This is a genomic window from Microvirga sp. KLBC 81 (genome assembly GCF_003075415.1).
Classification (GTDB): domain Bacteria; phylum Pseudomonadota; class Alphaproteobacteria; order Rhizobiales; family Beijerinckiaceae; genus Microvirga.
The window spans coordinates 38,348-56,244 of the sequence record NZ_QDAH01000024.1; the positions used below are offsets into that span (position 1 = coordinate 38,348).

Below are 17,897 nucleotides of genomic sequence, written 5' to 3' on the forward strand. Positions count from 1 at the left end.
TCAGGCCGCCTTCTTTTCGGCAATCCGCACCAGATCACGCAGGATGCTGGTCGATACCTTGATGCGTTCGTCCGGCGTTTCGACATCGCGCACGAAGACGATCTTCATGTCCGGGCGCACCTTCGCGAACGACGCCTGCTCGGTGACATAAGAGATGAGGCCCGTCGGATTAGCGAAGGAATTGTCGCGGAAGGAGATGATGATGCCCTTCGGGCCGCCATCCACCTTCTCCACATTGGCGCGACGGCATAGAACCTTGATCGCCATGATCTTGAGAAGCTGATCGACCTCCGACGGAACGGGTCCGAAGCGGTCGACGAGTTCTGCGCGGAAGCCTTGGATTTCCGCATCCGTCTCGAAGGTCGAAAGGCGGCGATAGAGACCAAGACGCAGTTGCAGGTCGGCGATGTAGCTCTCGGGGATCATCACTGGCGCGCCTACCGAGATCGTCGGCGACCATTGATCCTCGGCAGGTTCTTCGATGCCTGCCTTCAACTGCGCAACGGCCTCCTCCAGCATCTGCTGATAAAGCTCGTAACCCACTTCCTTGATATGGCCGGACTGCTCTTCACCGAGCAGATTGCCTGCGCCGCGAATGTCGAGATCGTGCGAGGCAAGCTGGAAGCCTGCGCCCAACGTATCGAGCGTCTGCAGCACCTTCAGACGACGCTCTGCCTGGGCCGTGAGATTCCTGTTGGCTGGCACTGTGAACAGGGCGTAGGCACGCGTCTTCGAGCGGCCGACGCGTCCGCGCAACTGATAGAGCTGCGACAGACCGAACATATCGGCGCGATGCACGATCAGAGTGTTGGCCGTGGGAATATCGAGACCGGACTCCACGATGGTGGTGGAGAGCAGGATGTCGTACTTGCCCTCGTAGAAGGCGGTCATGACATCCTCCAACTGGCCCGCCGCCATCTGACCGTGCGCGACAGCCACCTTCGCCTCCGGCACCTCCTTGTCCAGGAAGGTCTTGACCTCGCCGAGATCGTCGAGACGCGGCACCACATAGAACGCCTGCCCGCCCCTGTAGCGCTCGCGCAGCAGCGCTTCGCGGACGAGAAGCGGGTCGAACGGTGTGATGAAGGTGCGCACAGCCAGACGATCCACCGGCGGCGTGGTGATGAGCGACAGTTCGCGCACGCCTGTGAGCGCCAATTGCAGGGTCCGCGGAATGGGCGTTGCGGAGAGCGTCAGCACATGCACCTCTGCGCGCAGCTCCTTCAGGCGTTCCTTGTGGCTCACGCCGAAATGCTGTTCCTCGTCCACGATGATGAGGCCGAGGTCCTTGAATTTGATCGACTTGCCCAGCACTGCATGGGTGCCGACCACGATATCGACCGAGCCGTCCGCCAATCCCTCCTTCGTCTTCTTCATCTCGCCAGAGGGCACGAACCGGGATGCCTGCGCGATGTTGAGCGGCAGGCCGCGGAAGCGTTCGCAGAAGGTCTTGTAATGCTGGCGCGAAAGCAGTGTCGTCGGCACCACCACCGCTACCTGCTTGCCGCTCATGGCCGAGACGAAAGCGGCGCGCAGAGCGACCTCGGTCTTGCCGAAGCCCACGTCACCACAGACCAGACGATCCATGGGACGGCCCGAGGCAAGGTCGTCGAGAACCGCCTCGATGGCGTTGAGCTGGTCTTCGGTCTCATCATAGGGGAAGCGCGCGGCGAACTCGTCATAGAGCCCTTCCGGCGGCACCATGCGCGGGGCTTCCTTGAGAATACGCGCCGCGGCGATCTTCATGAGCGCGCCCGCCATCTCGCGGATGCGCTGCTTCATGCGGGCCTTGCGTGCCTGCCACGCGCCGCCACCGAGCTTGTCGAGCTGAACTTCCGTCTCTTCTGATCCGTAACGCGTCAGAAGTTCGATGTTCTCGACCGGCAGGAACAGGCGGTCGCCGCCGGCATAATGCAGCTCAAGGCAATCGTGAGGCGCACCTGCGGCCTCAATGGTCTTGAGACCTTCGAAACGCCCGATGCCGTGATCGACGTGAACCACGAGATCGCCAGGCGTGAGCGCAGCCACTTCGGTGAGGAAATCCTGCGGACGCTTGGACTTGCGCTTCTGGCGCACGAGACGGTCGCCGAGAATGTCCTGCTCGCTGATGACGGTCAGATCGCCCGTCTCGAACCCATGCTCCAGCGGCCAGACGCCGACCGGGATCTCGTTGCGTGGATAGGCCACGGCTTCCGAGAACCGGCCAATCGGCTTCGTCTGCCTCAGGTCATGATCCTGCAACACATGGCACAGGCGCTCGCGCGAGCCATCGGACCACGCGCCGAGAACCACCCGGCGGCCTTGTGCCTGCTGATCGCGGATGTGGCGCACCACGGCCTCGAACACGTTTGCGTTCTCGTCGGCACGCTCGGCGATGAAGTTGCGCCCCTGACGCGCGCCGCAATCGACCACGAGACGCCCGCTTTCCGATTCCGGAATGGCAAAAGGCGTCAGTCGTGCCAGCGGCAATGTGGCGGTACGCTCCGCCCATTCCTCAGGTTTCAGATAGAGCTGGTCGGGCGGCAGCGGACGGTAAGGCGCGACGCCGGGCTGGTTCTGCCCCATGTTCTCACGCCGAGCGTCGTAGTAATCCTTCACCTGCGACAGGCGCTCGGCGGCAGCATCGTCGTCCAGCGGATCGAACACGACCGGAATGCCGGGCACGTAATCGAGCAATGTGTCGAGATGATCGTAGAAAAGCGGCAGCCAGTGCTCGAGGCCGGGATAGCGCCGCCCCTCGCTGATCGCCTCGTAGAGCCGGTCGTCGCGGGTGGGAGCGCCGAACATGGCCACATAGGCCTGCCGGAAGCGCTTGATGCTCTCGGTGGTAAGCTGCACCTCGCTCATTGGCACAAGGTCCAGCGAGCGAAGGGTGCCAATTGTGCGCTGGCTTTCGGGATCGAAGGAGCGGATCGATTCCAGCGCATCGCCGAAGAAGTCCAGGCGCACCGGATTCGGGAGGCCTGCAGGATAGAGATCGATGATGCCGCCGCGCACGGCATATTCGCCGGTGTCCCGCACCGTGCCCGTGCGCATGAAGCCGTTGGTCTCGAGCCAGTTGATGAGAAGCGTCGTGTCCACCACGTTGCCCGGCGCGGCGGAGAAGGTTTCCGCCGCGATGCGCGCCCTCGGCGGCACGCGCTGCACGAGAGCATTCACGGTCGTGGAGAGGATGCGAGGCTTGTCCTCGGAGGTCTTGGAGCGGGCCAAACGCGCCAGCGTCGTCATGCGCTGCGCGGTGATCGCGGCATTTGGCGATACCCGGTCATAGGGCTGGCAGTCCCAGGCCGGAAAAGTGAGAATCTCGATCTCAGGTGCGATGAAACCGAGGCTGTTCGCGAAGTTCTGCTGCCTCTGCCCGTCACGGGCCACATGGACCAGGACGGCGGGACCGTCCACATGCCCCGACAGTCCACGCGCCAGATCGGCCACCGCCAGCGCGTCGAACCCGTCCGGAATGCTGGACAGCGTCAGGCCTTGGCCTTTTTTCAGGGCGTCGAGAGCACGGGTCAGGGCAGATTTCATGGCAACGTGTCAGGTCAATGGGAAGAGAACGCAGGCTTTTCGGCCCGGTTCGGCAGAATTCGGTAGAGAGCCGGGCTTCAGCCGTGAATCGGCGAAGTGTGGGTATGGAACGCCTTCAACCGCCGGAACAGGGGCGTATCGTAGTTGGAGGGCGTCTCGATCTCGCCCGTGATCCAGCCGAGCAGGTCCCGATCGGTCACCTCGATCAGGCGTTCGAAATCAGCCAGGTCCTCCTCGGATAGATCCCCGATCTCGGCATCTGCGAAGCGACCCATGATCAGGTCCATCTCCCGCATGCCCCGGTGCCAGGCCCGGAAAAGAATCTGCCTGCGGCGAACATCGAGGTCGGCGCTGCTGCGTGTCATCCCGCTCATGAAAATGCTCCGGTGGGAAAAGATAACGTCGCTTCAAAGCGGCTTGGCCGCTATATAACCATCTCCCCTCCACTTGCTACCCGTTTGATGTCCTTGCGTCCTTCCATTCTCGATCCTTTGTTCTCTCCGGCAGCCAGCCTGCCCGGCGTCGGACCGAAAATCGCGCCCCTCCTGGACCGCCTGCTCGGCGAGCCGGGTAAGCCCGCGCGTGTGATGGATCTGCTGTTTCACCTGCCGAGCAGCGGCATTTCCCGGGAAATGAAAGGTTCCGTCGCCGACGCGCCCGTTGGCGAGCCGGTAACCCTGTCCGTCACGGTTGTCGCCCACCGCCCGCCCCCGCCCGGCCGCCGCGCGCCTTACCGGATCCTGGTGGAAGATGAGACCGGGGACGTGTCGCTCGTCTTCTTCAACGGTCAGAAGGCGCGCCTGGAAAAGCTCCTGCCCGTGGGGGAGCGCCGCTACGTCTCCGGTAAGATCGAGCTCTGGGACGGCCGCCGCCAGATGGTCCATCCCGATCGCATTCTGGACGAAAGGGGCATCGAGAACCTGCCGGCAGTCGAGGCCGTCTATGGCCTGACCGAGGGCCTCTCGTCCCGCATGGTCGGCAAGTATATCGGCGCGGCGTTGGAGCGTGTTCCAAACTTGCCCGAGTGGCAGGATTCCGCTTGGCTTGACCGAAACGCCCTGCCCGACTTCCGAAAAGCCTTGTTCGCTTTGCATAGGCCCGACAGCGCATCACAGCTTTCTGAAGAAGCGATTGCCAAATCCGCGCCGCGTCGTCGGCTGGCCTATGATGAGTTGCTTGCCTCCCAGCTCGCCCTCGCGTTGGTCAGAAGCCGCATGCGCCGTCTGCCGGGCCGGGTGAATGCAGGCGACGGGCACCTCGTTGAGAAGCTGAAAAAGGCCCTGCCCTTCGGCCTCACGGCATCCCAGGCCCAGGCCATCGAGGACATCCGCCGCGATCTCGTCTCCGACAAGAAGATGCTGCGATTGCTCCAGGGCGATGTGGGCTCGGGCAAGACCGTTGTCGGCCTCCTCACCATGGCCAGCGCCATCGAGGCAGGCCGACAAGCCGCCATGATGGCGCCGACGGAAATCCTGGCGCGCCAGCATTACGAGCGCCTTGCCCCCATGGCCGAACAGGCCGGCCTCACCATTGCCCTCCTCACGGGGCGAGAGAAGGGCGCTACCCGCAAAGCGGTGCTCGCCGGACTTGCAGACGGCAGCATTCAGATCGCGGTGGGAACTCATGCCTTGTTCCAGGAAGGCGTCGCTTTCCAGGATCTCGGCGTCGCGGTGGTCGATGAACAGCACCGCTTCGGCGTGCACCAGCGTCTCGCGCTGGGCTCCAAAGGCGAAGCCGTCGACATTCTCGTGATGACCGCAACGCCGATCCCGCGCACGCTTGCCCTCACCTATTTCGGCGACATGGACGTTTCGGTGCTGAGCGAGAAGCCGGCAGGCCGCAAACCCATCGCTACGAAGCTGATTTCCATCGACCGTCTCGACGAGGTGATCGGCGGCATTGGCCGCGCCATCGCCAATGGCGACCAGATCTATTGGGTTTGCCCTCTCGTGGGCGAATCCGAGACCGTCGATCTCGCCGCAGCCGAGGAACGCTTCGAGACGCTGAAGAGCTTCTTTGGCGATCAGGTCGGTCTCGTCCATGGCAAGATGGCGGGCAAAGACAAGGACGCCGCCATGGAACGGTTCTCGAGTGGCGAAACCAAGATTCTCGTCTCCACCACCGTCATTGAAGTGGGCGTCGATGTGCCCAATGCCACGATCATGGTAATCGAACACGCAGAGCGCTTCGGCCTTGCGCAGCTGCATCAGCTGCGCGGGCGCATCGGACGCGGCTCGAAATCCTCCACCTGCCTTCTCGTCTACAAGGGCCCGCTCGGACAGGTCGCGCAGGCGCGGCTCGAGATGATGCGCCAGACGGAAGACGGCTTTCGCATCGCGGAGGAAGACCTGCGTCTTCGCGGCGAAGGCGAAGTCCTGGGCACCCGCCAATCGGGTACACCCGGCTTCAAGCTGGCGCGCCTGGAGGTCGACGGCGATCTTCTCGCCGCCGCGCGCGATGATGCGCGGCTGATCGTGGACAGGGATCCCGAGCTGATGAGCGAGCGCGGTCAGGCTCTGCGGACCATGCTCTATCTCTTCGAGCGGGATTCGGCGATCAAGCTGTTGAGGGCGGGCTGAAAGCATATTGCTGCGCCCTACCTTGTCATGGCCGGGCTTGTCCGGCCATCTCGACCTGTAAGGGGACGCACTTCTCGCAATCGAGATCACCGGCACAAGGCCTGTGATGACGTGGGGTGTGCCCCCTCACTCCACCGTCACGGACTTCGCGAGATTGCGCGGCTGGTCCACGTCTTTGCCCATGAAGACCGCCGTGTGATAGGCGAGCAGCTGGATCGGGATCGAGTTCACGATTGGCGCGACGATGGGATGCACGGAGGGCATCACGATCGTGGCCACGGTTTCGAGGCCCGTTTCCAAAGCGCCCTTCTCATCCGTGATGAGAATGATACGGCCGCCACGCGCCGCCACTTCCTGCATGTTCGAGACGGTCTTCTCGAAAATGTTGTCGTAGGGTGCGATGACGATGACCGGCATGGTCTCGTCTATGAGCGCGATAGGCCCGTGCTTCAGCTCGCCCGCCGCGTAGCCCTCCGCATGGATGTAGGAAATTTCCTTGAGCTTCAACGCGCCTTCCATGGCGAGCGGGTAAGACGTTCCGCGCCCGAGATAGAGTACGTCCTTCGCTTTCGAGAGCTCACGCGCCAGGATCTCGATCTGAGGCTCGCGCTTCATGGCCTCGCTCATCTGACCGGGAACGGCGATAAGCGCATCCACCAGCTCCTTCTCCTCCTCCGCTCTCAACGTACCGCGGGCACGGCCTGCCGCAATGGCAAGCGAGAGAAGAACAGTGAGCTGGCAGGTGAAGGCCTTGGTCGAGGCAACACCGACTTCCACGCCGGCAAGCGTTTGCGCAATGACGGTGCTTTCGCGCGCCATTGTCGATGTGGGCACATTCACCACAGAGAGCGTATGCTGCTTTTCAGTCGTGGCGTAACGGAGCGAAGCAAGGGTATCCGCCGTCTCGCCGGACTGTGAAACGAACAGCGCAAGCTCACCCGGTTCAAGCGGCACTTCGCGATAACGGAACTCGGATGCCACATCGATCTCGACCGGGATGCGCGCCAGGCGCTCGAACCAGTACTTCGAGACGAGGCCTGCGAGATAAGCCGTGCCGCAAGCAGAAATCGAAATCCGCTTCAGGTTCTTGAAGTCGAAGGGCAGCTGGAACGGAAGTTCCACCCGCTCAGCCGCGAAGTTCACATAGTGGGCGAGCGTGCGCCCCACCACCTCCGGCTGCTCATGGATTTCCTTTGCCATGAAGTGCCGGTGATTGCCCTTATCCGCCATGAAGGAGCTGGCGAGAATCTTGTGGCGCGGACGCTTGGCCATGGCTCCAGAAGCGTCGCGGATATCAGCGCCTTTGCGCCGCAGGATCGCCCAATCGCCATCTTCGAGATAGGTGATGTCGTCGGTGAAGGGGGCGAGAGCCAGGGCATCGGAGCCCAGATACATCTCGCCTTCGCCATAGCCGATAGCGAGAGGCGCGCCATGGCGGGCACCGATCAGTAGATCGTCCTCACCATGGAACAGGAACGCGAGCGCAAAGGCACCACGCAGGCGCGGCAGGGTAACGGCAACGGCTTCTATGGGCCCACGGCCCTGGCGCATTTCATAGGTGACGAGTTGTGCGACGACCTCGGTATCGGTTTCCGTTTCGAAGCGGACGCCCTTAGCTTCCAATCCGGCCTTCAGCTCGCGGAAATTCTCGATGATACCGTTATGCACCACCGCCAGCTTGTCGGTCGCATGCGGATGGGCGTTCGTCTCATTGGGTTTGCCGTGCGTCGCCCAGCGGGTGTGGCCGATGCCGATAACGCCGGAGAGCGGATTGTCCAAGAGCTTCGCTTCAAGATTACGGAGCTTGCCCTCAGCCCTACGGCGGTCGAGGCGTCCGTATTCCAGCGTCGCCACACCGGCGGAATCGTAGCCGCGATATTCTAGCCGCTTGAGCGCATCGATGATCAGCGGCGCGACAGGTGTGTTTCCGACGATTCCAACGATTCCGCACATGCCCTTAGGCTTCCTTTGAGACGATAAGTTCTAAGCCAAGCTCACCGCTTCCATATAGGGGAGGCGGACTCCGCTGGAATCAACTTGCGTGACAAATTATGACAGCTAATCCCTATTTCCTTTCGCTGCCTTGGCTTTAGCTCGGAACTCGACGGCCCAGCCCTCCTTCATGACCTGACGGCCGCGTCCAAGTGCCAGGGCATCGGCAGGCACGCTTTCGGTGATGACGGAGCCGGAACCGACAAAGGCCCCGTCGCCGATGGTGACAGGTGCGACGAGGGAGGAATTGGAGCCGATGAAGGCCCCCTGGCCAATCTCCGTACGGTACTTGTTGTAGCCATCGTAATTGCAGGTGATCGTCCCCGCGCCGATATTGGCGTCGGCTCCAACACTGGCATCCCCCAGATAGGTCAGGTGGCTGACCTTGGCGCCCGCACCAAGATCGGTGTTCTTGATCTCGACGAAATTGCCAACCTTGGCCTTGGGACCAATGGCGGCGCCAGGGCGCAGGCGCGCGAACGGCCCAACGCCGGCGCCGGACGCGATGCGTGCCCCCTCCAGATGGCTGAAGCTGTGAATGACGGCTCCCGGCTCCGCAGTGACGCCCGGGCCAAAAACCACGTGCGGCTCGACAATCACATCCTGTCCGAGACGGGTGTCATAGCTCAGGAAAACGGTCTCCGGCGCAACGAGAGTCACACCCGCTGCCATGGCGGCCGAACGCAGCCGCTCCTGGATCATGCGTTCGGCAGCCGCGAGCTGAGCCCGGTCATTGACCCCATGCACCTCTTCTTCCGGCACGACAGCGACAGCTGTCCGGTGCCCGAGCTCACGAGCGATCTCGACGATATCCGTCAGATAATATTCGCCCTTGGAGTTGTTGTTGCCGACCTTCTCCAGAAGCGTCAGGGCAAGGTCACCGCGGATTGCCATCAGGCCGCCATTGCAGAGAGTGATCGCCCGCTCTGCTTCCGTCGCGTCCTTGTGCTCTCGAATAGCAAGCAGCTGGCCTTCCGCCATAATGAGGCGCCCATAGCCGCTCGGGTCCTTGGGCTCGAAGGCCATGACCACAACTGCAGCCCCCTGCGCCAATGGGGCGCGCAGCTTGGCGAAGGTTTCCGTCCTGACGAGAGGGGTATCTCCGAATGCGATGATCACATCGTCGGGTTTTTCCGCCAGCGCCTCCCGAGCGCTGAGGACCGCATGGGCCGTTCCAAGCCGCTCCCGCTGCACGAAGATCCGGGCTTTCGGCAGGCTCTTGCGCGCTTCCTTCTCCACGTCTTCGCGACCGGGACCGATGACCACGGCGGCCTGCGTCGCGCCGGCCTCCGTCAGGACAGCCAGGACATGTCCGAGCATGGAGCGGTTCGCCACCTGATGCAGCACCTTGGGCTTATCGGATTTCATCCGGGTGCCTTCCCCGGCGGCCAGAACAATGGCGAGGCAGCTCCGGGCGGTGGAGATCATGGGAGAATCGCTCGACGTCATAAAGTTTCAATCCGGTGGGGGTTCTGCTGTGCAGCTAGATCAGAAGAGGTAATTCGGCAATCTTTTCATGGGCAAAGCCCTCTCAAGCGAACTGCCTCGTTTACTTCATACTCATGTTTGATGATAAATCATGAGAGTTCCTGATTGTCTGGCCGAAGAGCCACGTTCACACAAGAGTATCACTGTGTCGGTTTCGCTGGGGGCCCCGCGCCCTTCTCATCCTCGGCGACGCGATGTGCTGGCTTATCTCAGCGCTTCCGTTGCCGCGTTCACCCTCGCGCCTGCCGTTCGGGCCCAGACGCCCCAAGCCACCATTGCCTCGCGCATGGGCGACAATCAGCGCTTCGACTCCGCCACGGTCACCGACATCGCCCGGCAACTTTCCAAAAAGCCATTCGTGCAGCCGCCGAACGATCTGCCGGATGTGTTTTCGAATCTAAATTACGATCAGTATGTCGCCATCAAATCCCTCCAGCCACCGGTCTGGAGCAATGAGGGGCGCGGTATTACCCTGGAGCCTCTTCATCGCGGCTTCGTGTTCAACAATGCGGTCGATCTGTTCCTCGTCGAGGATGGGGCTGTCCGGCGTATCGGGTATGATCGCTCGCAGTTCAATTTCGATGGAATAAACGTCCCTAATGACCTGAAGGACATTGGGTTTTCGGGCTTTCGCCTGATCTCCCATCCGGCCGAGGGCAAGCCATTCGAGTTTGCCATCGTTCAGGGGGCGACCTTCTTCCGGGCGCTGGCTCGCGGCCAGAGCTACGGTGCCATCGCGCGTGCTCTGACCCTGAAGCCTGCCGAGGCGAAGGGCGAAGAGTTCCCTCTCTTCAGGGCCTTCTGGATCGAACGGCCCAGCATCGGCAGCACCAGTATCACGGTTCATGGCGTCCTCGATTCGGAATCGACGACCGGCGCCGTGCGCATGACCTTTCGCCCAGGCGACATGACCATCGTGGACGTCGAGACGACCCTTTTCCCGCGCGTGAATTTGGAGCATGTGGGTCTCGGAGGCATGGCCTCGACCTATTTCTACGGTCCGAACGACCGTCGCAATGCGGATGATATTCGCCCTGCGGTCTACGAATCCTCTGGCCTTCAGATGCTGAACGGCCAGGGCGAGTGGCTCTGGCGCCCCCTGCACAACCCCGAGACCCTTCAGATCTCTGCCTTTGTGGACAACTCGCCTCGCGGATTCGGACTGCTCCAGCGGGAGCGCTCCTACGAGTCATTCCAAGATGACGACCAGCGCTTCGAGCGCCGCCCGAGTCTGTGGGTCGAACCTCTGGGCGAATGGGGTCAGGGCAGCGTTCAGCTGCTCGAAATCCCAAGCGACGCGGAGATCAACGACAACATCCTGGCCTATTGGCGTCCGAAGGCTCCCATGGCTGCCGGATCGGAGCTTTCTTTCGCCTACCGGCAGTACTGGGGCTGGAACTCGCCGGAACGGCCGCCGCTCGCCACCGTTTCCGGGACCCGCGTTGGCCGGGGCAACGGCGGGCGCCGGCGGCGGTTCACCGTGGACTTTTCTGGCGACATGCTGGGTGACAATTGGCCCACGGACCTTAAGTCCGTCCTGACCGTTGGTCCGGGAACGTTCCAGAACCTCAAACTTTTGCCCTATCCGGAGCGAAAGACGGTGCGCGTCGCATTCGAGCTTGACCCGGGCAACGAAAACGCGTGTGAGATGCGTCTCATCCTCGAAGCAGGCGGGAAACCGATAAGCGAGACATGGCTGTATCGTTGGACACCCTAAGTTCCGACTCGAACTCAAAAGTCGCTGCCCTCGGGCGGCCCGAATCCATCATGCCTCCAGAAAAGCACCTGGACATGCCGACCCAGCACCTCAGGCGCTGGTCGGCCGACCAGGAGCGTAAGCCTGTTCGGCAGAATCCCAAGCTCGGCACCTGGCTCGCCCGCCTGTTCGTGTTCGGCGGCGGATTGCTGCTGACCGGGTACGGCACCTATGAAATGTACCAGGTGGTGTCGGTGAGCCGCACCACAGCCCTCCAGTGGGTGCTGGTGGCGCTCTTCACCATCAACTTCTCTTGGATCGCGATCGCATTCACGAGCGCCCTGCTCGGCTTCTTCGCCCTTCTCCGGCAGCCGCGCCCTGCCCCGCTGCCAGCGTCACTGCAGGCACGCACGGCCATCGTCATGCCGGTCTACAACGAGCAGACGTCGCGAACCTATGCGGCCCTCGAGGCCATCTATGAATCCGTCGAGGCCACGGGTCTCGGAGGGAATTTCGACTATTTCATCCTGTCCGACAGTACGAATCCCGATGCCTGGATCGCGGAGGAGCGCGCCTTCCTCGATCTGCGTGAAAGACTGGGCCCCAAGGCGAGGTTCTATTATCGCCACCGGGCGAAGAATCATCACCGCAAGGCTGGCAACATCGCGGATTTCGTTTCCCGCTGGGGCGGCCACTACGAGCACATGCTGGTCCTCGATGCGGACAGCCTCATGACCGGCGAGTGCATCGTGCGCCTTGCGGCGGCGATGGAAGCCGATCCCGATGCCGGCATCATCCAGTCGCTGCCGCTCATCATCAACCGCAACACCCTCTTCGCGCGCGTTCAGCAATACGCGGCCCGCGTGACTGGCCCGGTCATCGCAATGGGACTGTCGGTTTGGATGGGTCGCGACGGCAATTACTGGGGCCATAACGCGATCATCCGCACCAAGGCCTTCGCGGCTCATGGCGGACTGCCGGACCTGAGGGGCAAACCGCCCTTCGGTGGACATATTCTCAGCCATGACTTCGTGGAGGCTGCGCTGCTGCGCCGTGCCGGCTGGGATGTCTATATGCTGCCGGACCTCGAAGGCTCGTATGAGGAAAGTCCGCCCTCTCTCATCGACCTTTCGGCCCGTGATCGCCGCTGGTGCCAGGGCAACCTGCAGCACATGCGTGTGATCACGGCGAAGGGCCTGAAGCTTCCGACCCGCCAGCACTTCGCCACCGGCATCATGTCGTATCTGGCTTCGCCGTTCTGGCTGTTCCAGCTGATCGTCGGTATCGCACTCGTCCTGCAGACGACTTATATCCGGCCGGAATATTTCGCGCGCGACTTCCGCCTGTATCCGATCTGGCCTCGGTTCGACCCTGAACGAGCCCTCGCCCTGTTCGCGTTGACCATGGGCATTCTGCTCGCGCCGAAGGTCTTCGGCCTGATTCTGATGCTGATCCGCGGCAAGGACCGTCGGGCGTCCGGCGGCGGCATCCGGCTTATCATCTCGTCCTTGATCGAGATCATCCTCTCCGCGCTTCTTGCGCCCATCCTGATGCTGATTCAGTCCGGTTCGGTGTTCCAGATCCTCCTGGGGCGCGACACGGGCTGGCAGCCGCAGCGCCGTGACGACGGGTCGATCCCGTTCAAGGACATCGTGCGCCGTCACCGGGCCCATACGGTGCTGGGTGCGCTGGCCGGCATCTCCGCCTTCATGATCGCCACATCCCTGTTCCTATGGATGTCGCCGACGATCATCGGTCTGCTTCTGGCGATCCCGCTATCCTGGCTTAGTGGCCAGTTAGGCGCGGGTCTTGCCTTGAAGAAGCTCGGGCTTCTTATGACACCGGAGGAACACCAGCCGCCGGCCATCGCCACGCGCGCGAACGAGCTGCAAGCGCGCAACGCCGGCTTCGGATTCGATGACGAGGATAGCCTCAGGGCGATCTACTCGGATGCCAGGTTGAGAGAACGGCACATGGAGATGCTACCGCCTGCCGCTCCCCGCAAACGCGGCATCATCGAAACGGAGCGCGCTCTCGCCGAAGCCAAACTCGTTGATGCGGAGACCATTGAGGATGCGATCAGCTGGCTGCATTCGAAGGAGCGCATAGTGGTGCTCCATGATCGCGCATTGCTCAACATGCTCGTGCATCTGAAAGACAAGCCTGCGGATGCTCAGGCTGCCGAGTGATGGTTTTTCTTGAACCGGGGCTCAGGCCCCGGTTTTCATATGGCTCACGAGCGGCCCTCGCTCAGCGTCACCAGCCACTTCGCTCAAGATCCAATCCCGAAACGCCTCGATCTTAGGGGATCGCCTGCGAGCCTTGGGATAAACGAGCCAATAGCCCCGGCTGGATGTAGCCATCAGGTTGAACGGCTGCACGAGGCGTCCTGCGGCAAGGTCGGCCGGGAAGAAATAGGGATTGATCAGTGCAAAGCCCTGCCCCGCCATGGCCGCCATGCCTTCGAATTGCTGAACTCCGAGTGAGTTGTCGAGGCGGCGCGACAGGTCGATATTGGGCACGCCTGCCACCGTGAACCAATCCTTCCACCAGGGATCGCTCGGCGAAATGATAGGGAACTTCAGGATGTCCACGGGCTCCTTCAGCTCTGCACCTCTGATGAGATCGGGGCTGCAGACCGGCGTGAAATGGTTGGGAAAGAGGAGATGAGCCTCGAGCCCAGGCCATTCTCCATCGCCACTGCGTATCCCCACATCGAACTCGCTTTGCGCTAAATCCACCACGTGCTGAGCGACCGAGATCTGCACCGCGATGTTAGGGAAAAGCTGCTGGAAACGGCCCAAGCGAGGGATAAGCCAGTTTGACGCGAAGGTACTCAGCGTCGTGATGGACAGGACCGACTGCACCGCCTCTTCAACGCCGGCAAAAGCCGCCCGCAGAGCATTGAAGGCCTCCGTTACGGCTGGAGCGAGCTGCTGTCCTCGTGCCGTCAACGTCACCTGCCGGGGCATGCGCACGAAGAGCGGCGCGCCGACCCGATCCTCCAGCATCTTGATCTGATAGCTCACGGCAGCTTGGGTCATGCCGAGTTCTTCAGCTGCCCGCGTAAAGCTCTGATGCCGGGCAGCGGCTTCGAAGACTCGCACGGCACTCATAGGAGGAAGTTTTAAAGGCGCTTTCGTCATGGCGGATCCATAAGGCTGCCTTATGCCAGCCCCTTGGCTTTCGTTTTGTCAAGGCCGCCGAACAGGAGCATCTTTTCCTTGCATGAACGAGGCGCTGTGGCGCCTCCCGACACAGCAGGGACATCGTCATGAGGTACGAAGATGCCCGCCGCTCGCGCGGCGTTGAGAGCGTTTGGCTGCGTGTAAAGCTCTGGTTGCGCGCTACACACCTGCGAGACCAGCCACCGATGGTAGACCTAAATCATCTCTCGGATCACGAGAGGCGCGACATCGGCTTGCCCGAGCCAGTCCGCTACATGGACTGGCGCACGCTGAAGAATGAGGGCCGCCTGTAATGTGTCAGGACGAGAGGCGGCTGGGCCTCAGCTCACCGCTCTGCTCCAGCAGGGAATGGCCGGTGGCTGCGATATGCGCCTCGATGCGCTTCAGATCGCGCACGATGTCGAGCTGAAGCGCACTCGTGTCCCCGACCGTACGGCCAGAGCGAATCTGCTCCAGCTGCTTCTGGGTCATGGCGCGTTCAAGGTCGCGGAAACGCTCCTTCTCCGAGACCAGCTTACGGGCCGAGCCGATATCCTGAAACATGAGCACGGTGGCCGCGAGGTGAAGATGTTCGAGCAGCTTCCCATGCATGCTGGTGATGTCGTCGAGGCTGTCCTTGGGCAGGCGCAGATGGTTCTTGATGCGTTTCGCCGCCAGCTCCATCAGGTTCTTGTCGATGATATCGCCGATGTGCTCGAGATTGATCGCAAAGGCCAGAATATCGGAGAGGCGCTTCGCCTCCGTCTCGCTCAAAGCCTCATGGTTGATGGAGCTCAGGTAGCGGCGAATGGCGCTGTAGAGACGGTCCACCACGTCGTCCGTGCGGCTTACCTCGGCTACGCGGCTGATATCGTCCTCCCGGAAGAGATCCTGCGAGCTGCGCAGCATGATCTCCACTGTATCCGCCATGCGGAGAACCTCGCGAGCTGCGTTTGAGAGGGCGACGGAGGGTGTATCGAGGGCATCCTTGTCGAGGTATTGCGGCATGCCGGGATCGGAGGCTCGCAGTTTCTCAGGGAAAGCCCTCGTGAGCAGCTTTGCGATCCATGGCAGAGGCAGGACGAAGATTGCCGCGATAGCCATGTTGAAGAGTGTATGGAAGTTCGCCGCCAGCCGGGCGGGGTTGGGATCGAACAACGTCATATAGCTCTGGATGACGTCGATGAGCGGCAGCGCCGCTACGCATCCGATAACCCGCATAGCAAGGTTGCCGAACGGCACCCGGAACTTGGCCGGGTCCCCGCCCAAGCCCTCCAGCATCGGATTGACGGAGCTTCCGAGGTTGGCGCCAAGCACCATGACCAGAGCAGCATGGGTATCGATGACGCCAGCCGTGGCGAGCGACATGATGAACAGCATCGCCGCGACGCTGGAATGGGCCATCCAGGCGAACACTCCTGACAGGAGCAGCAGGATGAGCGGATCGGACGCGACACCTCCAAGCAATTCCTTGAGCACCGCTGAGGATTCGATTTCGCGGATTGTCTCGCTCAGGAGGTGAAGCGAAAGCAGCATAAGCCCGAGACCGATGGCAACGCGGCCCAAGTCTCTGATCCGGCTGGATTGCCCACGCTTGTAGCCGATAAAGCCGAAGAAGATCAGCAACGGGAAGATCAGCGTGATATCGAAGGACAAGACCTGCACGATCAGTGTCGTGCCCACATTGGCGCCCAGCATCACGGCCAGCGCGGCAACGATGTCTACCGCGCCGCCTGCAGTGAAGGAGGCCACCATCAGGGCCGTGGCCGTGCTGCTCTGGAGAACCGTCGTCACTCCGACGCCAGCCAGGAAGGCGTGCAGGCGGGTGCGCAGCCCAATGCCGAGGATCCATCGCAGATCGCTGCCGAAGGCACGCTGAACTCCGCTGTTGACCATGTTGATGCCCCATAGAAGCAGGGCAATCTCACCGAGAAGGTGGATCAAAACGGAGGTGGCGGACATCTATTCCTCTGCAATCGACAGATACGAATTAATCCTTCTGCTTAGTCCTGTTGTTGCAGAACGACAATAAGGTTGCCGGCTAATAATGAATGCCAAGCGAGATTTCCCGGTTTTTTCGCATGGCCTGCCGGGATTTACGAGAACAGTCCCCTTTTTATAGAGAGGATGGCATATGTCCCGCCTCAGGAATCTTCCGGAGGTCGGCTTTGAGCCGGATCAAGGCTACCCTGCACTCAACATCCTACCTGTCCGGCTCGGCTGGGCCTAAGGGGCACCTGCGGGACGTTTGAAGTCGTTCTGCGGCCACAGGAGATCAGCAATCATCCTGAGGTCATTCGCAGACTCGGCGTGATCGGCATCAATACGGCGCTGGAATGCGATATCTCCGGCAACGTGAACTCAACTCATGTTAACGGTACGCATATGATGAACGGCATTGGCGGCTCCGGCGATTTCGCGCGCAACGCCTGTCTCGCCATCTTTGTCACGAAATCCCTGGCCAAGAATGGTGCGCTCTCGCGAGTTGTGCCGATGGTCACCCATGTCGACCATAACGAGCATGATGTGGACGTGATTGCCACGGAGATCGGCCTTGCCGATCTTCGGCCTCGCGCCGCGCGAGCGTGCGGAAGCGATCATCCACAACTGCATCCATCCGACTTATCGTGAGTTGGCCTCCGACTACCTGCGTCGGGCTATCCAGCGCGGAGGACATACGTCTCACCTTCTGGAGGAGGCCTTCTCCTGGCACATTCTCGCCCAGCAGACAGGCACCATGTTGGCAACTCAAAAAGCAAGCTGATCGCGCCCGCAGGCCAATTCGCTTCTGAGTTGTGTATTTCCCAACACGAATGGGCCTCTTGCCATCTTCTCGCCGCGCAAGCCGTTTTGGCTACTCCATACGCATGCCTTGTATCACCTTATGGAACTCTGCTCTTTTCCAGATGTAAAAGTTACGCATGTGAACCGGTAAGGCTAAGATCAGGAACGGTCCAGTGCTGGCAAACGATACATCACCGGCGGGGATGCGAGGAACCGAGATGGGTTTGGATGATCCATTTCCGATCGAGAAGTGCTCGGGACGAGTACGAGGTGCGGTTCTCGCGGAGTTCCAGGGGCGATGTCCCACCATCAGGGAGGTCGCGAGCATCTCCGATGCGCAATGGCTGACCGTCCCCAACATTGGGCCGACGACCCTCGAAGAAATACGCCGCTTCATCAGCGAAGCCCCAGCCGAGCAACGCCTGCAAAACCTCCCGACGATGGACGACGGGGAGCTTCTCTCCCGCTTAAACCGATTGCAGCGCGAGCTTAATCTTATAGCCAGCGCCATTCGAGCCAGGATCTCAGCCGCTTCATTCAGGAATTCATCGAAACAAAATAACACAGACACAGCATAACGACAACCTATGTAGTTAAACTTACGCACGTTATTCGTTTGACTCTACAGCAAAGCTGAGCCTTTAAAGAGACCTATAATAAAAAGGT

The 17,897-nt window shown here is 61.3% G+C and carries 11 protein-coding genes and 1 pseudogene; 6 read left to right on the plus strand and 6 right to left on the minus strand.

Going from position 1 to position 17,897, the window contains the following annotated elements:
• Window positions 1–3,525 (minus strand): transcription-repair coupling factor, encoded by a 3,525-nt coding sequence (gene mfd / locus DC522_RS16130; protein WP_116529694.1) that lies wholly within the window; start codon window positions 3,523–3,525, stop codon window positions 1–3.
• Window positions 3,526–3,602: 77 nt separating this feature from the next.
• Complete coding sequence (locus tag DC522_RS16135; protein WP_116529695.1) at window positions 3,603–3,899, minus strand: succinate dehydrogenase assembly factor 2; 297 nt, start codon at window positions 3,897–3,899, stop codon at window positions 3,603–3,605.
• Between the two features lie 87 nt (window positions 3,900–3,986).
• On the opposite strand from DC522_RS16135, the gene recG reads away from it, so the two are divergent.
• Entirely contained in the window at window positions 3,987–6,104 is a 2,118-nt protein-coding gene (recG, locus tag DC522_RS16140) for an ATP-dependent DNA helicase RecG (RefSeq protein WP_116529723.1), read from the plus strand.
• A 126-nt stretch (window positions 6,105–6,230) separates the two neighbouring features.
• On the opposite strand, the gene glmS is transcribed toward recG, so the two are convergent.
• Together glmS and glmU are read right to left on the minus strand one after the other, a co-directional pair.
• Window positions 6,231–8,057, minus strand: coding sequence for a glutamine--fructose-6-phosphate transaminase (isomerizing) (gene glmS / locus DC522_RS16145; protein ID WP_116529696.1), 1,827 nt, complete (start codon window positions 8,055–8,057; stop codon window positions 6,231–6,233).
• A gap of 105 nt (window positions 8,058–8,162) precedes the next feature.
• Entirely contained in the window at window positions 8,163–9,545 is a 1,383-nt protein-coding gene (glmU, locus tag DC522_RS16150; RefSeq protein ID WP_116529697.1) for a bifunctional UDP-N-acetylglucosamine diphosphorylase/glucosamine-1-phosphate N-acetyltransferase GlmU, read from the minus strand.
• Between the two features lie 235 nt (window positions 9,546–9,780).
• On the opposite strand from glmU, the gene DC522_RS16155 reads away from it, so the two are divergent.
• Window positions 9,781–11,301 (plus strand): glucan biosynthesis protein, encoded by a 1,521-nt coding sequence (locus DC522_RS16155; RefSeq protein WP_245444225.1) that lies wholly within the window; start codon window positions 9,781–9,783, stop codon window positions 11,299–11,301.
• Entirely contained in the window at window positions 11,277–13,469 is a 2,193-nt protein-coding gene (mdoH, locus tag DC522_RS16160) for a glucans biosynthesis glucosyltransferase MdoH (protein ID WP_116529698.1), read from the plus strand. Before DC522_RS16155 ends, mdoH begins: the two co-directional genes overlap by 25 nt.
• 21 nt (window positions 13,470–13,490) lie before the next feature.
• Here the strand turns inward: mdoH and gcvA are convergent, their stop codons facing one another.
• The gene (gcvA, locus tag DC522_RS16165) at window positions 13,491–14,426 is read right to left on the minus strand and encodes a transcriptional regulator GcvA (protein WP_116529699.1); all 936 of its coding nucleotides are present in this window, start codon (window positions 14,424–14,426) and stop codon (window positions 13,491–13,493) included.
• Window positions 14,427–14,554: 128 nt separating this feature from the next.
• On the opposite strand from gcvA, the gene DC522_RS16170 reads away from it, so the two are divergent.
• Window positions 14,555–14,761, plus strand: a complete 207-nt coding sequence (locus DC522_RS16170; protein ID WP_116529700.1) for a hypothetical protein — start codon at window positions 14,555–14,557, stop codon at window positions 14,759–14,761.
• A 4-nt stretch (window positions 14,762–14,765) separates the two neighbouring features.
• Here DC522_RS16170 and DC522_RS16175 read toward each other — a convergent pair whose 3' ends face one another.
• Window positions 14,766–16,409 (minus strand): Na/Pi cotransporter family protein, encoded by a 1,644-nt coding sequence (locus DC522_RS16175; protein ID WP_116529701.1) that lies wholly within the window; start codon window positions 16,407–16,409, stop codon window positions 14,766–14,768.
• Between the two features lie 291 nt (window positions 16,410–16,700).
• On the opposite strand from DC522_RS16175, the pseudogene DC522_RS16180 reads away from it, so the two are divergent.
• Together DC522_RS16180 and DC522_RS16185 are read left to right on the plus strand one after the other, a co-directional pair.
• Window positions 16,701–17,211, plus strand: a pseudogene (locus DC522_RS16180) (acetyl-CoA hydrolase/transferase C-terminal domain-containing protein); the annotation flags it as partial.
• 193 nt (window positions 17,212–17,404) lie between these two features.
• Window positions 17,405–17,809, plus strand: coding sequence for a hypothetical protein (locus tag DC522_RS16185; RefSeq protein ID WP_133239296.1), 405 nt, complete (start codon window positions 17,405–17,407; stop codon window positions 17,807–17,809).
• The last annotated feature ends 88 nt before the right edge of the window (window positions 17,810–17,897 follow it).

What these genes read in the sequence shown, in the direction of transcription:
- DC522_RS16175 (WP_116529701.1), bottom strand. Translation starts at nt 16,409, where the DNA reads ATGTCCGCCACCTCCGTTTTGATCCACCTTCTCGGTGAGATTGCCCTG.
- mfd (WP_116529694.1), bottom strand. Translation starts at nt 3,525, where the DNA reads ATGAAATCTGCCCTGACCCGTGCTCTCGACGCCCTGAAAAAAGGCCAA.
- glmU (WP_116529697.1), bottom strand. Translation starts at nt 9,545, where the DNA reads ATGACGTCGAGCGATTCTCCCATGATCTCCACCGCCCGGAGCTGCCTC.
- mdoH (WP_116529698.1), top strand. Translation starts at nt 11,277, where the DNA reads ATGGCTGTATCGTTGGACACCCTAAGTTCCGACTCGAACTCAAAAGTC.
- recG (WP_116529723.1), top strand. Translation starts at nt 3,987, where the DNA reads ATGTCCTTGCGTCCTTCCATTCTCGATCCTTTGTTCTCTCCGGCAGCC.
- DC522_RS16135 (WP_116529695.1), bottom strand. Translation starts at nt 3,899, where the DNA reads ATGAGCGGGATGACACGCAGCAGCGCCGACCTCGATGTTCGCCGCAGG.
- glmS (WP_116529696.1), bottom strand. Translation starts at nt 8,057, where the DNA reads ATGTGCGGAATCGTTGGAATCGTCGGAAACACACCTGTCGCGCCGCTG.
- DC522_RS16170 (WP_116529700.1), top strand. Translation starts at nt 14,555, where the DNA reads ATGAGGTACGAAGATGCCCGCCGCTCGCGCGGCGTTGAGAGCGTTTGG.
- gcvA (WP_116529699.1), bottom strand. Translation starts at nt 14,426, where the DNA reads ATGACGAAAGCGCCTTTAAAACTTCCTCCTATGAGTGCCGTGCGAGTC.